The following is a 14,765-nucleotide window of genomic DNA, read 5'->3' as shown; positions in this document are numbered from 1 at the left end:
AGCCGTGGGAGTGTCAAAAGCTGTCGACTTGGGCGAACGGATGCTCGACAAGCCCGTCAAGACGCTGTCGGGCGGGGAACGGAGCCGCGTCGCCATCGCTCGGACGCTCGTCAACAAACCGGACGTGCTCCTGTTAGATGAGATCACGGCGAGCCTCGACTATCGGACGGTGAAAGAGATTGAACGGCTCATCGTCCGCCTGCAGCGCGAATATGGGGTCACCGTCATCTGGATCACCCATGACTTGGATCAAGCGCGGCGCGTCAGTGACGACATGTGGTTTTTACGGAACGGCGAGTTGATCGAGTTCGGGGACGCCTCGTTCATCGACGAGTCGGACAATCCGATGATCGGGCGGTTCGTGAGGGGGGAAGAGCTATGACGTTCGTCGAACTGTTGACGTCGCTCATCTTTGTCGCCATCCCGCTCGGACTGGCGCTCTATCTCAAGCTCGGGCTCGAACGTGACATCGTCATCGCGACGGTGCGTTCCATCATCCAACTGTTGGTGATTGGCTACATCTTGACGTTCGTCTTCGAGAGCGACAACCCGATGTTCATGCTCTTCATGATCCTTCTCATGATCGGAGCGGCGACACAGAACATCATCAAAAAAGGGGACGGCATCCCAGGCATCACGTGGATGATCGTCCTCACGCTCGTCACGGTCGAGGCGCTGACGATGGGGCTTATGCTCGGGCTCGGCATCATCCCGTTCGAGCCGGACAAGGTCATCCCGATTAGCGGCATGGTCATCGGCAACTGTATGGTGTTGTCGCTCCTGTTCTTGAACAAGTTCAAAGACGAGGTCGAGCGGAGTGACGAGGTGATTGAACTCATTTTGTCGATGGGCGGGGCGCCGAAGACGGCGATTGACCGGAGCTTGAAGAACGCCATCCACACGAGCATGATTCCGACGGTCGAGGCGCAAAAGACGATGGGGCTCGTCCAACTGCCGGGCATGATGAGCGGGCTCATCATCGGCGGAGCCGACCCGATGGAGGCGGTATTGTATCAACTCCTCATCTTGTTCCTCATCTTGACGACGGCGACGATCTCGGCCGTCATGGTCGGCTATCTCGCGTATCCGCGCCTGTTCAATCAGAAGCTGCAGTTCGTCGGCTTGACGTATCGAAAGGGGAAAGCAACATGATTCTAGGTATCCATCACGTACAAATCACAATCCCGACTGGAGAAGAAGCGCGGGCCCGGGCCTTCTATTGCGATTTGCTAAGGTTAGAAGAGATGGAAAAGCCCGCGTCGCTACGAGGACGCGGCGGATTTTGGCTCAAACTCGGTGACCAGAGCGTCCACGTCGGCGCAGAGGACAGCGTCGACCGCTCCCGAACGAAAGCCCACGTCGCCTATGCCGTTACGGATTTGGAGGCATGGGGACGACGGTTGGAAGCGGAAGGGATTGACCGAATCGAAGGCATCCCGATTCCGGGTTTTGACCGGTTCGAGTTCCGTGACCCGTTCGGCAATCGTGTCGAGATGATTCAAGCGATATGACAAAGGAGCACCCATCGCGGGTGCTCCTTTGTTTTATGGAATGGGTGTTCCTTGATGAAACTTCATTTTCCACGTTCCGTCAATCCGTACCCAAATCGAGCTGCGAAGCGCAACGTTTCCGGTCGCACGGTTCTCGGTCCGATACGTGGCGAGGACAACGTCGTCGCGGATGACTTCGAGGTTGAAGTCGGTGAGCGAGACGTCGATGTCGCCGAGGTCCATCGTGTTCGTGTCCTCTTCTTTGTAGAGGAGGCGTCCGGAGCTGCCGATCTCAAAGAAATCTTCGGTCAACAGCTCTCGTAACCGCTCCGGCGACGTCCGCACTTCCTTCGTCAACAACAGTCGTTCTTTCTCTTCAATCAATGGGGCAAGCATCGCGTCACTCCTTCCGAAAAAACGTCAACCGTGTACCGTATTCGTTTTCCCGAAATTCATGACGATGACACCGAGCACGATGACAATGAGTCCGATACTGTTCAACGTCGACAACACCTCGCCGTAGACGAACACGCCAATCAGCCCCGTCGCGACCGTGCCGAGGCCGGCCCAGACGCTGTAGGCGATGCTGAGCGGAATCGTCTTCAAGACGATGCCCATGAGCGTGAACGAGACGGCGAAACTTGCGAGCAGAATCATGCTCGGAACGAGTTGTGTGAACCCGTCCGACAGCTTCAGCATCGAGGTCCCGAGCACCTCGAACGCAATCGAGAACAGTAAGAATACATATCCTTTCATCCGTGTCCCTCCTATACTTTCATCAACACGAGCCCGACGATGACGAGTCCGATGCCGGCGACGGTCTGTTTGCGGACTTGCTCGTTGAAGACGAGGAAGCCGATGAGCGCCGTCGCGGCCGTGCCGACCCCGCTCCAAAACGCATAGGCGAAGCTGAGCGGGATCGACAGGAGGGCGAGCGACAGCAAATAAAACGCCGTCACATAGCCGAGCGCGACCCCGATGATCGGGAGACGGGTCGACGACGTCGCGTTGAGCTTGAGCATGCTCGAGCCGAACACTTCAGAGATGATCGCTCCGGCGAGATAGAGGAAGCCCATCTTAGCCACCTGCCTGTTCGAGCGCGTCACACTTTTGGAGGATGAGCCGGGCGGCCTCGTCCTTGAAGGCGTCGCTATAGCCGTACGTCAACGCGAACCAGAACCCGTCACATAACAGCCGAAGTTCGAGTACGCGCGGGTCGGTCCCGTCGGCAAGAAAGCGTTCATCCCATCGGCGTGCCGCCTCGTTCCAGATAACACCGCTGGCATCTTCTTGCGACGAGATGAAGACGGCGCTCAGGCCGATTCGTGCCGCGTCCAGATAGTCGAGTGTCGCCTGGGCGTAAGCTCGTGTGAACGGGTACGGTCCGTCCGTCATATGATGATGGATCCGTGTCTCGAACTCGGTGATGGCGAGCTCGTTCATTTGGCGGAGCAAATTGTCTTTCGTCTCGAAGTGGTAGAGTACACCGGCTTTTGTGATGCCGACACGCGCGGCGAGCCGCTCGAGCGATAGCTGTTGAATGCCGTCCTCCCGAATCATCTGGGCGGCCGTCTCGAGCAGTAATTGTTTTTTGTTCATCATGTTCACCTCATTAACTTTACTGAACGGTCAGTAAAGTTAATATATCAAGTTTGAATTGTCTTGTCGAACCGATTACTCATACATGAATGATTTTTTTGCGTATAAGGAAAGAAAAATATTCCCAGTCCCTTTTTGACAATTTAGCATTGCACATCCTTTTTTTGTTTGTTATGCTTCTCAATGAAAACGACAATGATAAACATTATCAATGAGAATGAGTCCGTAGAAGCGTCCATACATAGAACAGAAGACGTAGACACGTTCGAGTTGAGACGATTGTCATTCAAACTAAATACATAAGGAGATGGACGGAATGGGGAAATTGAAAGTGTCACTCATGTTGACAGTACTCATCTTCGTACTTGCCGCATGCGGTAGCACGGATGAGACGAAAGACGCAGGAAGCGCGGAAGCGGAGACGGCACCGAAGACAGTTGAAATCACGGACGCACATGGAACAATCGATGTGCCTGTCAACCCGGAGAAGGTCGTCGCGCTCGACAACCGAACGTTCGAGACGCTCTCAGATTGGGGCATCGACTTAGTCGCGGCACCAATCGGATTGATTCCAGCGGACTTGCCTTATAAAAACGATAAAGACATCGTAGACGTTGGGATGCACAATGAGCCGAACTTAGAAGCGATTGCTGGCGTGGATCCGGATGTCGTCATCGTCGGACAACGATTCGCTGACTACTACGAAGACATTAAAAAATTGGTCCCGGAAGCGGCCGTCATCAACTTGGACATCGAGCTCCCCGAAGATGCGGGTACGCCAGGAGAAATCTTGGTGGAAGGTTTTGAGACGACGACGCGTTCACTCGGTCAAATCTTTGAAAAAGAAACGGAAGCAGATGAGCTCATCGCGAGCTTCGAAGCATCGATCGACAGTGTGAAAGAAGCATACGATAGTGAAGACAAGGTGATGTCAGTCATCGTTTCAGGCGGCGATATCGGATTCTCGGCGCCGAACACAGGTCGTGTCTTCGGACCGATGTATGACATCTTTGACTGGACACCTGCCCTCGAAGTAGCGAAAACGACAGGTGACCACCAAGGGGATGAGGTATCGGTTGAAGCGATTGCTGAGAGTGACCCGGATTGGTTGCTCGTCCTCGACCGTGATGCGGCGATTACAAGTATAGAAGACGCTGTACCTGCAGCGGACGTGATTGATAACGCACCGGCACTCCAAAAAACGAAAGCCGTGACAGACGAAAAAATCGTGTATGCGCCAAACGATACGTACATCAACGAGTCGATTCAAACTTATTCTGAACTATTTAACGACATCGCAGCCGCGCTTTCGAAGTAAGGGAGTCACGTTGTGCAAAAACCAATGACAGCAAGGGTTGAGACATTGTCTCAGCCCTCCTTTTCTAACATATGGACGAAGTCCTTTATCGTAGCAATGCTTGTAGTGTTCATATTGGCGGGCCTTTCGCTCGTGACCGGCGTCTATGACATTCGTCAAGAAGGTGGGTCGGACATGTTTTGGATCACCCGCGTCCCGCGTACGATTGCAATCATGTTGACCGGTGCCGCCATGGCGATGTCGGGACTGGTCATGCAACTGATCACGCAAAACCGTCTCGTCGAAGCGACGACGACCGGGACACTCGAATGGGCGGGACTCGGCCTGCTCGCTGTGTATCTGCTCGTCCCGGCTCCGACGCTCATGATGCGGATGACGGGGGCAATCGTCTTTTCGTTCATCGGAACGATGGTCTTCTTCTGGTTTCTGCGCTCGGTCAAACTTCGATCGTCGTTGATTGTCCCGATTATCGGACTCATGCTCGGGGCGGTCGTCTCGGCCGTGTCGACGTTTCTCGGTCTATTCTTTCAAGCGAGCCAGACGATCGAAGGTTGGTTCGTCGGGTCGTTCGCATCGGTGCAGGTCGGACGTTATGAATACTTGTGGCTTATCATCCTCGTCACGTTCTTCATCTTCATCCTCGCGAATCGCTTGACGCTCGCTGGACTCGGAGAAGACATCGCGACGAGCCTCGGCGTCAACTACAACCGCCTCATCTTGATTGCGACGGGACTGATTGCACTCACGGTCGGGGTCGTGGCGACGGTCATCGGCAATCTGCCGTTTCTCGGACTGATCGTTCCAAACATCGTCTCGATGTTTCGCGGGGATGACCTGCGCAGCAACTTGCCGTGGGTGTGCGTCATCGGGATGGGAACGGTCCTCGTCAGCGATTTGATTTCGCGGACGATCATCATGCCGTTCGAATTGCCGGTATCACTCATTCTCGGGACGGTCGGATCAATTGTGTTCATCGCGATTCTCATGAGACAACGGAAGACGGGAGGGGTACGATGAGCACACTGATTGAAGAGAAGACAAAACAACGGGAAGCGTATGATGTCGATGGTCGATCCGTGCATACGGAAGAACGGTGTGCGACGGCGTTCCGTTCGAAACGAGAACAGCGCCGTTATTGGCTGTTCTTGACGTTCTTTGTCGTCGGGGGATTGCTCTGTGCGTTCGGGTTGCTCGTCTACAACAATCCGGTCCCGTTCGACTCACCGTCGTTCATCCCGGTCGTCGAGCGTCGGGTCGTCGCCGTCATCACGATGGCGATCGCCGCGCTCTGTCAAAGCATGGCGACGGTCGCGTTCCATTCGGTGACGAACAACCGGATCATCACGCCATCGTTGCTCGGGTTCGACGCGCTCTACTCGACGATTCAGACGAGCATGATCTTCTTCTTCGGTGCAGGGGCGTTAATCGGTTTTTCGGGAACCGGTGCCTTTTTGACCCAAGTGGGCCTCATGGTGCTCATGAGTCTGCTCTTGTATGGCTGGCTCTTGTCAGGGAAATATGGCAATCTGCAACTCATGCTTCTCATCGGCATTATCATCGGGACCGGCTTGAACTCGGTGTCCTCGTTCATGCGCCGCATGCTCGCGCCGTCCGAGTTCGACGTCCTGCAGGCCCGTCTGTTCGGGTCGGTGATGCATGCCGATGCCGCCTACTTCCCGATTGTCATCCCAATCGTGATTGTCGTCGGGACGTTGTTGTATAGCTTCTCCAATCGCTTGAACGTCGTCGCACTTGGAAAAGACGTGGCGACATCATTCGGGGTGAACCATCGCCGGAGCGTCATCTTTACGCTCGTCTTAATCTCGCTCCTCATGTCGGTATCGACGGCGCTGATTGGACCGTTGACGTTCTTCGGATTCTTGGTGGCGACGCTCAGTTATCAAGTGGCAGCGACGTACGATCATAAGTACGTGTTTCCGCTGGCGTTCGCGCTTGGCTTCTTCGTTCTGACGAGCGCGTATTTCTTTATGTATCACATTCTCAATACACCGAGTGTCGTGTCCGTCATCATCGAACTGTTCGGCGGCGTGATTTTCTTAGCGGTGATTTTAAGGAAGAGGTCGCTATGATTCAACTTGAACAAGTACAAAAATCGTATTCGGATGACGTCCAAATCGGACCGATCAATCTCGACATTCCGAAAGCTGGATTCACGTCGTTGATTGGACCGAACGGGGCTGGGAAATCGACGACGCTCATGATGATCGGCCGGTTGCTCGACTTGGATGAAGGTCAAATCCAAGTCGCAGGGATGGACGTGTCGAGCGCGAAATCGAAAGATTTGGCGAAAATCATTACGATCCTCCGGCAAGAGAATCATTTCGTGACGCGCCTGACCGTGCGCCAACTCGCCGGGTTCGGTCGTTTCCCGTACTCGAAGGGGCGGTTGACGAAAGAAGATGAGGCGATCATCTCGAAATATATCGACTTTCTTGATTTGACGCATCTCGAGCACCGCTACCTCGACGAACTGTCAGGCGGCCAGCGCCAACGGGCGTACGTCGCGATGGTGCTCTGTCAGGAGACGGAATATGTCCTCCTCGACGAGCCGCTCAACAATTTGGACATCGCCCGCTCGGTACAGATGATGGGATACTTACGTCACGTCGCCGACGAGTTCGGTCGGACGATTGTCACCGTGCTCCATGATATCAACTTCGCGGCCAAATATTCGGACCGCATCTGTGCGATGAAAGACGGACAGATCGCCGCCTTCGGGACGGTCGACGAGATTATGAACGGGGACATCCTGTCCGACATCTTTGAGACGAAGCTCGAGGTCATCCAAGGCCCGTACGGACCGATCGCGGTCTACTAATATAGAAGGAAGTGACGACGATGCAGATTTACTGGACACCGATTTTAGAGGTCATCGAAGAAGCGGCTGGTACATACACGTTCCGACTCGAACGGCCGGACGGCTTCACGTGGGAGGAAGGGGCGCACACGCATTTCGCGCTCGAAGGGTTCAACAAAGAAGAGCGACCGAACCGGAGTCTGATTCGCCACATGTCCATCTCGACGTTGCCGCGAGAAGGCGTGATTGGCATCACGACGCGTATCAAAAAAGAATGTTCCGAGTTCAAATCGATTCTCCGGGAAATGGCGCTCGGTGAGAACGTCGCCATCTTCAAGACGTATTCGAATGTGCCGTTAAAGCGTGTTGGGAAGAACGTCTATTTGTTGTCGGCCGGTGTCGGGCTCGCGACGTTCCGTCCGCTCGTCCTCGACTATTTGACGGACGGGGAAGGGGTCCCGCACCTCCATTCGTTGAACGTCGACTCGTCGGCGAACTATCTATTTCAAGATATCTTCACATCGACCGATACGTTCACGGCTGATTTCGTCGACAGTCGCGTTCGTTATCACGAGGCGGTCAAGACGCTCGCGCAGGATTTAGACGGACTATATTACGTCGTCGGAAGCGATGACTTTTTGCGTGAGACGATTGCGACGCTATGTGAGCGGGGCATTGCGCGCGAACAGATCGTGCTCGATAAGCATGACTTTCAAATGGATGATTTTTTAGCGTGATTCGGTAACAAAATTCCTACTTCTGAAGTAGGTAGAATTCTATTACGATTCAGATAAACATAGTCATTTTATCGTTGTTTGACTATGTTTAACCAACCTCTAACTAGTTTATATCTAAGTTTTGAGCGCTAAACATATTCATTTACATGTTAGATGACTATGTTTAGCCATTTATGACTTACATTTAAATGTGGTCTACGTAATGCACAATCAGAGAGGCTCTAAACTCAGACCGGGGACACGTGCCCCGGTCTTTTCACGCATTCTTTAACAAACCGCTCGAACAAGTCCCGTCCCTCGGGTGTCCCGATTGACTCAGGGTGGAACTGGACGCCGTACGTCGGATGCTCGGGATGCTCGAGTGCCATGATGACACCGTCTTCCGTACGAGCGGTCACGATGAGATCCGTCGCTTGGACGACGAGTGAGTGATAGCGCATGACATCGAGCGGATCGCCATCGAATAAGACGGACGGGATCGTCAAAATGCGTGACGTTTTCCCATGCATGACTTGATTTGCTCGGCCGACCGTCCCACCGAACGCCTCGGCGATGACTTGATGGCCGAGACAGACACCGAGTATCGGAATCACCCCGGACAGCTCCCTTACGACGTCGAGCGAGACACCGGCGTCCTGCGGGCCGCCGGGGCCAGGGGAGATGATGATGCCGGATGGATTGAGGTCACGAATCGCCTCGACCGAGAGTTCGTCGTTTCGGACGACGATGACGTCACTGAACCGGGCGACGTCCTGATAGACGTTATACGTGAACGAGTCGTAGTTGTCGATGAGTAAAATCATGCGAACACCTCCAACAGGGATTTGGCCTTATGCAGCGTCTCTTCATATTCCGACACCGGGTCTGAGTCATAGACGATTCCGGCACCGGCTTGGACATGGGCCGTGTCGCCTTGCACGACCATCGTCCGGATGGCGAGGGCGAAGTCGAACCCGCCGCGGACATCGAGATACCCAATCGCCCCGGCGTACACTTCGCGTTTCACCGTCTCGAGCTCGTCGATGAGCTGCATCGCCCGAATCTTCGGCGCCCCGGACACGGTGCCGGCCGGAAGACAGGCGCGCAGGGCGTCAATCGGATTCAAGTCGTCCCGCAGCTCGCCTTCGACCTCGGAGACGAGGTGCATGACGTTTTTGAACCGTTCGAGCTCGACCTGTTTCGGGATCGTGACCGTGCCGACCTTGGCGACGCGGCCGATATCGTTTCGCCCGAGGTCAAGGAGCATCCGGTGCTCGGCGAGTTCTTTTTCGTCGGCGAGGAGCGACTCGCCGTGACGGACGTCTTCCTCGACCGTCTTGCCGCGCGGGCGTGTGCCGGCGATCGGGTTCGTCGTCACCCGGCTCCCGCTCACTTGGACGAGGCTCTCCGGGGAGGCGCCGAGGACGATCGCTTCCCCGAGGTCGATATAGAACAAATACGGGCTCGGGTTCTGCTTCCGGAGCGTCCGGTAAAAGTGGAACGGGTCGCCGGTGAACGTCGCGTCGATTCGTTGCGATAAGACGAGTTGGAACACCTCGCCGGCGAGAATCGCCTCTTTCGCCTTCAAGACGCGTTCGATGAACTCATCCTTCTCGGTCAAGATGCGCTCGCTCGTCCGGACGACCGGTTCGAGCGTGTGCGTCTGCGCCGTCTCGAGTTGACGCTGAATCTCGTCGAGCCGTTCCGTCGCGTCCGTGTCGCCGGTGTCGATCAAGATGACCTGTTCCTCGAGGTGGTCATACAAGACGACCGTCTCGTAACGCTGGAACAACGCGTCCGGCAAGCCGCGCGTCTCGCTCGGCGTGTTCGGGATCGGTTCATAGACACGTTGCATGTCATAACCGATATAGCCGATGGCGCCGCCGATGAACGGGTACGGGGCGTCCGGGACGTCACGGGTGATGAGCGTGGACAAGTGGGCGAGCGGATTGTTCGTCTCAATCGTTCCGTTCGCGTCCGAAATGCTCGTCCCGTCGACACGAATCGTCTCGACCGGATTCGCTGCGACAATCGAGTAGCGGCCGTGCTTGCCTTCGGCGCGGCTTTCGAGCAATACTTTCCGTTCACCTGCTAGACGGTGGAAGATGGCCACCGGTGTCAGTTCGTCGCCATTGATGATTCGTTGTTCCATAAGATTGACCTCCTTAAGATAAAAAATCTCCTCGCCCGACATGCCCAAACGGACATGAAGGACGAGGAGATTCCCCGTGTTGCCACCTTCGTTGAGAGACGACGTGTCTCTCCACTCATCGCGAACGATCATTCGCTGTCCTCGGTAACGGGAGGACCCGTCAGAGCCTACATATCGGTCTGAACGCTCAAAAGCCCATTCACGCAAGACACGTCACCGGTTCGCATCGACCACCGGCTTTCTGGAGACGTCCCTTCGCGCTACTCTTCTTTCTCATCGCGAGTTCGTATGATGTTATCGTCACTTTACCGGGCGCGGGACGACTTGTCAATACGCTGGTGTTCAAAATTCCGAAATCAAGATGAAATCTTTTCGTAACACAATTGAAACATTTTCTGTCATATCCCGTATACTATATCCAAGGTGATTCACCTAATACTTGGAAAAGAGGGAAACAAGATGAAACGAATGGTGCAACGGACCGTTGCGACATTGCTCGCGGTCCTACTCGTCGTCTCGCTCGTCCCGCCACGCATCCACGCCGATGCCGGGGCCGGCATGAAGCAGGCGACACGGCTCGAGGCCGGGAAGGCCGTCACGTTCACGACGGGCGTCGAACCGGTCAATACATACTGGTTCAAGCTAGAACGGAACGGACCGAGTGACATGACGCATATGCAAATCGTCATGGAAGCGACGAAGCTCGCTCATATCTCGGTCTATCCGAGTGCGGACATGGGCGCGAAGGACGAGACGTTCTACCCGTATCGGGCGAGCGCCTCGAAAGAGGACGGGAAAGCGACAATCAACCTTCCGTACGCTTGGGAAGGACCGTACTATGTGAAAGTCGAGTATATGCCGATGGAGATGCCGGACATGTACCCGCCGGAAGAGAGCTTCTCGCTTGAAGAAGGGGAAGAATCAGAAGAACCGCCGGGCGAGCCGGACTTGTCCGAGTTCGCCTCGGAGATCGAGCTCGTCTACAACCCGGTCAAACTGCCGGTGAAGTATGAGCAACAAGGCGGCGACATGTGCGCCGTCGAAACGATCTTCATGTCAGCGAACGATAAAAAGACGATGCTCGAGTTGATTCGCCACGTCCAGACCGGTGTCCTCAACCAGTCGGAACAAGGGCGTGAACTCGCGGCACTTTACTACCGCGCCTCGCCGTATATCGTCAAGGCGGTCACGTTCGACAAGGCGAAACGTCAAGCGGCCTATCAAGACCTCATGACGTTGAAACCGCTCTTGACGGCGCTCGTCGACCGGAAACAGCATACGGTCTCATCAAAAGAAGCGACGGCGATCAACCGGATGCACGCCCTCGTCAACCAGAGCGTGCCGGAAGGCTTGAAGGCGGACATCGCCTCGGTCGCAGGCAGCGTCGGAATGGACGAACTCGCCGGGACACCGATCACGGACGTGTTCGACCGCATCGGCATCACGGTGAACGTCTCGGACGCGCCGCGCTATATCGTCAAATATAAGGCGTCACCGAGCCAATCGATCGGCAAGATGAACGCGTTGCGTGACGTCTCGGCCGAGCGTCTGTCAATCGGGGCATCGGGCGACCACTTCGCCCTCGTCGACGTCGAGGCGGCGTCAGCGAAGACGCAAGCGTCCGCCCAGACGATGCTCGAGAGCGACCCGAACGTCGAGTATATCGAGCCAATCGAGAAATACTCCGCGTTCATGGCCGACCCGACGTACAGCTATCAATGGTCGGTCAACAGCCGTTCCATTTTGAAGCCGTTCGCGGATGCGGGCATCGGGCTCGACAAGTATGAGGCACTTAAACTGAAAGCCCGTACTGTCAAAGTCGCCGTACTCGATACCGGGGTCGACCACCGACTCCTCGACTTGAAAGGAAAAGTCGATGTCGCGAACGGCAAAAACTTCGTCGACCCGAACGGGGAAGGCGATGCGATCGATGATCACGGTCACGGTACACACGTCGCCGGCGTCATTGCAGCTACGCAAAACAACGGCACATCGATGCGCGGCATAATGCCGAACGTCTCAATCTTGCCGGTCAAAGTACTCGATTCATGGGGTTCTGGGGAAACGGACCAAATCGCACTCGGTATCAAGTACGCTGTTGATGCAGGGGCGAAAGTCATCAACATGAGCCTCGGTGGTTCAGAGAGCCGGACGATCGGTTACATGCTGAAGTATGCCCATGACCGCGGCGTCATCATCGTCGCCGCGACAGGGAACGACGGGCAGTCACTCGTCTCGTATCCGGCCTCATCGAAGTATACGATCTCGGTCGGCGCGACGAACACGTTCGGTCTCGTCAGCGACTATTCAAACTTCGGCATTAACGTCGACGTCGTAGCACCGGGATCGAAAGTCGCGAGTCTCGTACCGGATGGTAACGTCGTCTATATGGACGGGACGAGCATGGCGACACCACACGTCGCCGCGACAGTTGCACTTCTCGTATCACAGCACCCACGGATGACGGTCGAAGGTGCTCGCTCAATCCTTCGCCGTTCGGCTGAACCACTCGCCTTCACAGGTGGCGACGCGCCGAGAGACCCGCGCATGTATGACGGGATGCAGCAAGTGCTCGACGAATTGAAGGTGCCGCTCCTCCCGTACTATGACGTCGTCAGCGGATATGGGAAAGTGAACGTCTATCGCGCTGAGTCGATGCTTCAAATCGCGCCGAAGCCAGGTCGCGTGTTCGACAACGCGCCAGTGTTCACGGTCGCCGCGAAACCAGGAACGGTCGTCAACGTCTATAACGGAACAAAACGTATCGGTTGGGGAACGGCTCGAAACGGAAACGTGACGATGTCGCTCTCGCCACAAAAACCGGGCACCGTGCTCCGTGTGACGTATACGAACGGTTCGCTCTTCACAGGCGAGCGCATCACGGTCGCGAAAGGGCTCCGTCCGAACGCACCAAGTGTCACGGCACCGCGTGCGAACGCGAAACACGTGACAGGGAAAGCCCAAGCCGGCATGACGGTCGTCGTCCGTGACGCACAGAAACGCGTCATCGGCAAGTCGAAAGTGACGCTCGCTGGCACGTACACGGCGAAAACGCGCTCCTTGAAAAAAGGCGAGCGCTTGTCGGTCCATGTGGAAGATGTGACGAAAAAAGTCAGCAAGATCACGACGGTCATCGTCAAATAAAACAACCGGCTCTCCTTAGGAGGGCCGGTTTTGACGTGTCAGAAGATTTCCGTATTCAAATAGTTGACGGACACTTTCAAGTTGCCGTTCATCTTGCGGAGCTCGTCGATAATCTGTTTGTCTTTGACGCCGTCTTTGTTTTGGACGATATAGACGAGCTGGATCATCGTGCCGAGGTTCGTCGTCTCGATCGAACGGAGCGCGTAATACTTGTAGTGCGCCGACAGCACCCCGTCAAACGCCGTCTCGTCATGCAAGTTCTCCGGTACCGTGATCGACAGCCGCTTCTTGTCCGAGCCGCCGCGACCGAAGTCGAACGTATACAACAGGAGAATGATGACCGACAGCGACACGGTGAACAGGATGGCGAGTATGTAGAAGCCGAGGCCGCACGAGATGCCGGCCGCCATGCCGAAGAAGATGAAGGCGATGTCTTTCGGATCGCTCATCGCGCTCCGGAAGCGGATAATCGAGAACGCCCCGACGAGTCCGAAAGCGACGGCGACGTTGTTGCCGATGACGATCATAATGACCGATACGGTGACACCCATGATGATGATCGTCTGGACGAACGACTGCGAATAACGGGCGCCGGTATGGGTCCGTTTATACAGATAGGCGATGCAAAGCGTCAAGATGAAACTGAGGAAGATCGCCGCGGCCGCCTCGAGCACGGTGAGGCGCGAGGTGACATCGGCGAGCTGGCGTACTTCGTTAAAGAAATCGGTCATGACAAAATCCTACCTTCGCTTGAGTTTTCGTGTTCCAACAATTCGACGCTCGTACAGAACTTTGAGACGCTCTGTTTGTTGCATTCGAGGTCCGACAAGATGCGGGCGAGCCAGAACGGGACGACCTCGGACACTTTCACCTCGAGGACGACAAGCCCGGGGTCGATGAAGTGATGCCCTTCTGGCCCGTGTTCGATTCGTAGGTCGTCGTTTCGGCACATGAGGTTGTAGTCGAACGTGACGCGGAGGTCTTTCTCGAACGTCCCGGAGAACGCTTGGCGGTCATAGCTGACGACCGTGTTCGGTTTTAAGTCGTACAAGTGCTGGAAGTGGAGCGCCTCTTTCAAAATTTGCGGGTTCGACGCCTCGACCGTCTCGAGCGGCTTGTTCGGGTCGCGCAGGATGTCGTACGCCTGGTGGAGCGGGAGAATCGTCCGGCGCTTGTTGACGACGTTCTTGAACTTCTGTTTCACCTCGATGAACGAGGCGCTGCCGAGGTCGGCCTGGTCGTACACGCGCAGGCGCAATTTCTGGCGGAACGGCAGCTTGTTGCGCGTCTCGTAATAGATCGACTTGTCGTTCGAGTCGAAATAGAGGCTGACGATGTTATATTTCCCTTCAGGGTTGCCGTACGTGTCGTAATGCATATACGGGAGGATGAGCTCACGGAGCTCAAGGTACTTCGCAAATGGGATTAAATACTTGATCTCGTATCGCTTGAATATCTCTTGGGCCACGGTGTCTCTCCTTCATTAGGGATTATTAAATATTTGTTAAGGTGTGTTAGAATTCAAGTA

17 protein-coding genes and 1 other annotated feature are annotated in these 14,765 nt (G+C 55.3%); of the genes, 9 read left to right on the top strand and 8 right to left on the bottom strand.

Features of this window, described 5'->3' with window-relative positions; genetic code table 11:
• The 3 genes from DI14_RS04575 to DI14_RS04565 form a co-directional block, all read left to right on the top strand.
• On the top strand, positions 1–382 hold a 382-nt coding region (locus tag DI14_RS04575; RefSeq protein ID WP_034805829.1), incomplete at its 5' end, for an ATP-binding cassette domain-containing protein.
• The gene (fetB, locus tag DI14_RS04570; RefSeq protein WP_034805818.1) at positions 379–1,152 is read left to right on the top strand and encodes an iron export ABC transporter permease subunit FetB; all 774 of its coding nucleotides are present in this window, start codon (positions 379–381) and stop codon (positions 1,150–1,152) included. The genes DI14_RS04575 and fetB, both read left to right, overlap by 4 nt.
• Positions 1,149–1,511, top strand: a complete 363-nt coding sequence (locus DI14_RS04565; protein WP_034805815.1) for a VOC family protein — start codon at positions 1,149–1,151, stop codon at positions 1,509–1,511. The genes fetB and DI14_RS04565 overlap by 4 nt, the downstream gene beginning before the upstream one ends.
• 33 nt (positions 1,512–1,544) lie before the next feature.
• Here DI14_RS04565 and DI14_RS04560 read toward each other — a convergent pair whose 3' ends face one another.
• Genes DI14_RS04560 through DI14_RS04545 form a run of 4 tightly spaced genes read right to left on the bottom strand, consistent with a single transcriptional unit; the run spans position 1,545 to position 3,089 of the window.
• Positions 1,545–1,886: a DUF4440 domain-containing protein gene (locus DI14_RS04560; RefSeq protein WP_034805812.1), complete on the bottom strand. Its 342-nt coding sequence runs from the start codon at positions 1,884–1,886 to the stop codon at positions 1,545–1,547.
• A gap of 24 nt (positions 1,887–1,910) precedes the next feature.
• Positions 1,911–2,246: a multidrug efflux SMR transporter gene (locus DI14_RS04555; RefSeq protein ID WP_034805809.1), complete on the bottom strand. Its 336-nt coding sequence runs from the start codon at positions 2,244–2,246 to the stop codon at positions 1,911–1,913.
• An 11-nt stretch (positions 2,247–2,257) separates the two neighbouring features.
• Positions 2,258–2,566 carry a multidrug efflux SMR transporter gene (locus DI14_RS04550; RefSeq protein ID WP_034805806.1) on the bottom strand — a complete coding sequence of 103 codons (309 nt, stop codon included), beginning with the start codon at positions 2,564–2,566 and terminating at the stop codon, positions 2,258–2,260.
• Between the two features lies 1 nt (position 2,567).
• Positions 2,568–3,089: a TetR/AcrR family transcriptional regulator gene (locus tag DI14_RS04545; RefSeq protein ID WP_034805803.1), complete on the bottom strand. Its 522-nt coding sequence runs from the start codon at positions 3,087–3,089 to the stop codon at positions 2,568–2,570.
• Positions 3,090–3,405: 316 nt separating this feature from the next.
• Between DI14_RS04545 and DI14_RS04540 the strand changes: the two genes are divergently transcribed.
• Genes DI14_RS04540 through DI14_RS04520 form a run of 5 tightly spaced genes read left to right on the top strand, consistent with a single transcriptional unit; the run spans position 3,406 to position 7,962 of the window.
• Positions 3,406–4,407, top strand: a complete 1,002-nt coding sequence (locus DI14_RS04540) for a siderophore ABC transporter substrate-binding protein (RefSeq protein ID WP_034805799.1) — start codon at positions 3,406–3,408, stop codon at positions 4,405–4,407.
• Between the two features lie 24 nt (positions 4,408–4,431).
• Positions 4,432–5,424: an ABC transporter permease gene (locus DI14_RS04535; protein WP_369792700.1), complete on the top strand. Its 993-nt coding sequence runs from the start codon at positions 4,432–4,434 to the stop codon at positions 5,422–5,424.
• The gene (locus DI14_RS04530) at positions 5,421–6,497 is read left to right on the top strand and encodes an iron chelate uptake ABC transporter family permease subunit (protein ID WP_034805793.1); all 1,077 of its coding nucleotides are present in this window, start codon (positions 5,421–5,423) and stop codon (positions 6,495–6,497) included. Before DI14_RS04535 ends, DI14_RS04530 begins: the two co-directional genes overlap by 4 nt.
• Positions 6,494–7,246, top strand: a complete 753-nt coding sequence (locus tag DI14_RS04525) for an ABC transporter ATP-binding protein (protein ID WP_034805791.1) — start codon at positions 6,494–6,496, stop codon at positions 7,244–7,246. Before DI14_RS04530 ends, DI14_RS04525 begins: the two co-directional genes overlap by 4 nt.
• A gap of 20 nt (positions 7,247–7,266) precedes the next feature.
• A complete protein-coding gene (locus DI14_RS04520; RefSeq protein WP_034805788.1) occupies positions 7,267–7,962 on the top strand; it encodes a bifunctional nitric oxide dioxygenase/dihydropteridine reductase 2 in 696 nt (231 codons plus the stop codon).
• A 227-nt stretch (positions 7,963–8,189) separates the two neighbouring features.
• Here the strand turns inward: DI14_RS04520 and DI14_RS04515 are convergent, their stop codons facing one another.
• Both DI14_RS04515 and trpE read right to left on the bottom strand, forming a co-directional pair.
• Positions 8,190–8,765: an aminodeoxychorismate/anthranilate synthase component II gene (locus DI14_RS04515; protein WP_034805785.1), complete on the bottom strand. Its 576-nt coding sequence runs from the start codon at positions 8,763–8,765 to the stop codon at positions 8,190–8,192.
• Positions 8,762–10,093 carry an anthranilate synthase component I gene (gene trpE / locus DI14_RS04510; RefSeq protein ID WP_034805782.1) on the bottom strand — a complete coding sequence of 444 codons (1,332 nt, stop codon included), beginning with the start codon at positions 10,091–10,093 and terminating at the stop codon, positions 8,762–8,764. Before trpE ends, DI14_RS04515 begins: the two co-directional genes overlap by 4 nt.
• A 54-nt stretch (positions 10,094–10,147) precedes the next feature.
• Positions 10,148–10,379, bottom strand: a binding site (T-box leader).
• A gap of 173 nt (positions 10,380–10,552) precedes the next feature.
• Here trpE and DI14_RS04505 point away from each other — a divergent pair.
• The gene (locus DI14_RS04505; RefSeq protein WP_051622568.1) at positions 10,553–13,237 is read left to right on the top strand and encodes a S8 family peptidase; all 2,685 of its coding nucleotides are present in this window, start codon (positions 10,553–10,555) and stop codon (positions 13,235–13,237) included.
• A gap of 38 nt (positions 13,238–13,275) precedes the next feature.
• On the opposite strand, the gene DI14_RS04500 is transcribed toward DI14_RS04505, so the two are convergent.
• Together DI14_RS04500 and DI14_RS04495 are read right to left on the bottom strand one after the other, a co-directional pair.
• Complete coding sequence (locus DI14_RS04500) at positions 13,276–13,968, bottom strand: DUF4956 domain-containing protein (protein WP_034805779.1); 693 nt, start codon at positions 13,966–13,968, stop codon at positions 13,276–13,278.
• The gene (locus DI14_RS04495; protein ID WP_034805776.1) at positions 13,965–14,705 is read right to left on the bottom strand and encodes a polyphosphate polymerase domain-containing protein; all 741 of its coding nucleotides are present in this window, start codon (positions 14,703–14,705) and stop codon (positions 13,965–13,967) included. The genes DI14_RS04500 and DI14_RS04495 overlap by 4 nt, the downstream gene beginning before the upstream one ends.
• Positions 14,706–14,765 lie beyond the last annotated feature (60 nt).

The sequence above is a fragment of the Exiguobacterium sp. AB2 genome (assembly GCF_000696055.1).
Classification (GTDB): domain Bacteria; phylum Bacillota; class Bacilli; order Exiguobacteriales; family Exiguobacteriaceae; genus Exiguobacterium; species Exiguobacterium alkaliphilum.
This window is presented reverse-complemented; position numbering and strand designations above follow the sequence as displayed.

Bases quoted from the DNA above. Each gene is read 5' to 3' on its own strand.
- fetB (WP_034805818.1), top strand. From the start codon at position 379: ATGACGTTCGTCGAACTGTTGACGTCGCTCATCTTTGTCGCCATCCCG.
- DI14_RS04565 (WP_034805815.1), top strand. From the start codon at position 1,149: ATGATTCTAGGTATCCATCACGTACAAATCACAATCCCGACTGGAGAA.
- DI14_RS04560 (WP_034805812.1), bottom strand. From the start codon at position 1,886: ATGCTTGCCCCATTGATTGAAGAGAAAGAACGACTGTTGTTGACGAAG.
- DI14_RS04555 (WP_034805809.1), bottom strand. From the start codon at position 2,246: ATGAAAGGATATGTATTCTTACTGTTCTCGATTGCGTTCGAGGTGCTC.
- DI14_RS04550 (WP_034805806.1), bottom strand. From the start codon at position 2,566: ATGGGCTTCCTCTATCTCGCCGGAGCGATCATCTCTGAAGTGTTCGGC.
- DI14_RS04545 (WP_034805803.1), bottom strand. From the start codon at position 3,089: ATGAACAAAAAACAATTACTGCTCGAGACGGCCGCCCAGATGATTCGG.
- DI14_RS04540 (WP_034805799.1), top strand. From the start codon at position 3,406: ATGGGGAAATTGAAAGTGTCACTCATGTTGACAGTACTCATCTTCGTA.
- DI14_RS04535 (WP_369792700.1), top strand. From the start codon at position 4,432: ATGACAGCAAGGGTTGAGACATTGTCTCAGCCCTCCTTTTCTAACATA.
- DI14_RS04530 (WP_034805793.1), top strand. From the start codon at position 5,421: ATGAGCACACTGATTGAAGAGAAGACAAAACAACGGGAAGCGTATGAT.
- DI14_RS04525 (WP_034805791.1), top strand. From the start codon at position 6,494: ATGATTCAACTTGAACAAGTACAAAAATCGTATTCGGATGACGTCCAA.
- DI14_RS04520 (WP_034805788.1), top strand. From the start codon at position 7,267: ATGCAGATTTACTGGACACCGATTTTAGAGGTCATCGAAGAAGCGGCT.
- DI14_RS04515 (WP_034805785.1), bottom strand. From the start codon at position 8,765: ATGATTTTACTCATCGACAACTACGACTCGTTCACGTATAACGTCTAT.
- trpE (WP_034805782.1), bottom strand. From the start codon at position 10,093: ATGGAACAACGAATCATCAATGGCGACGAACTGACACCGGTGGCCATC.
- DI14_RS04505 (WP_051622568.1), top strand. From the start codon at position 10,553: ATGAAACGAATGGTGCAACGGACCGTTGCGACATTGCTCGCGGTCCTA.
- DI14_RS04500 (WP_034805779.1), bottom strand. From the start codon at position 13,968: ATGACCGATTTCTTTAACGAAGTACGCCAGCTCGCCGATGTCACCTCG.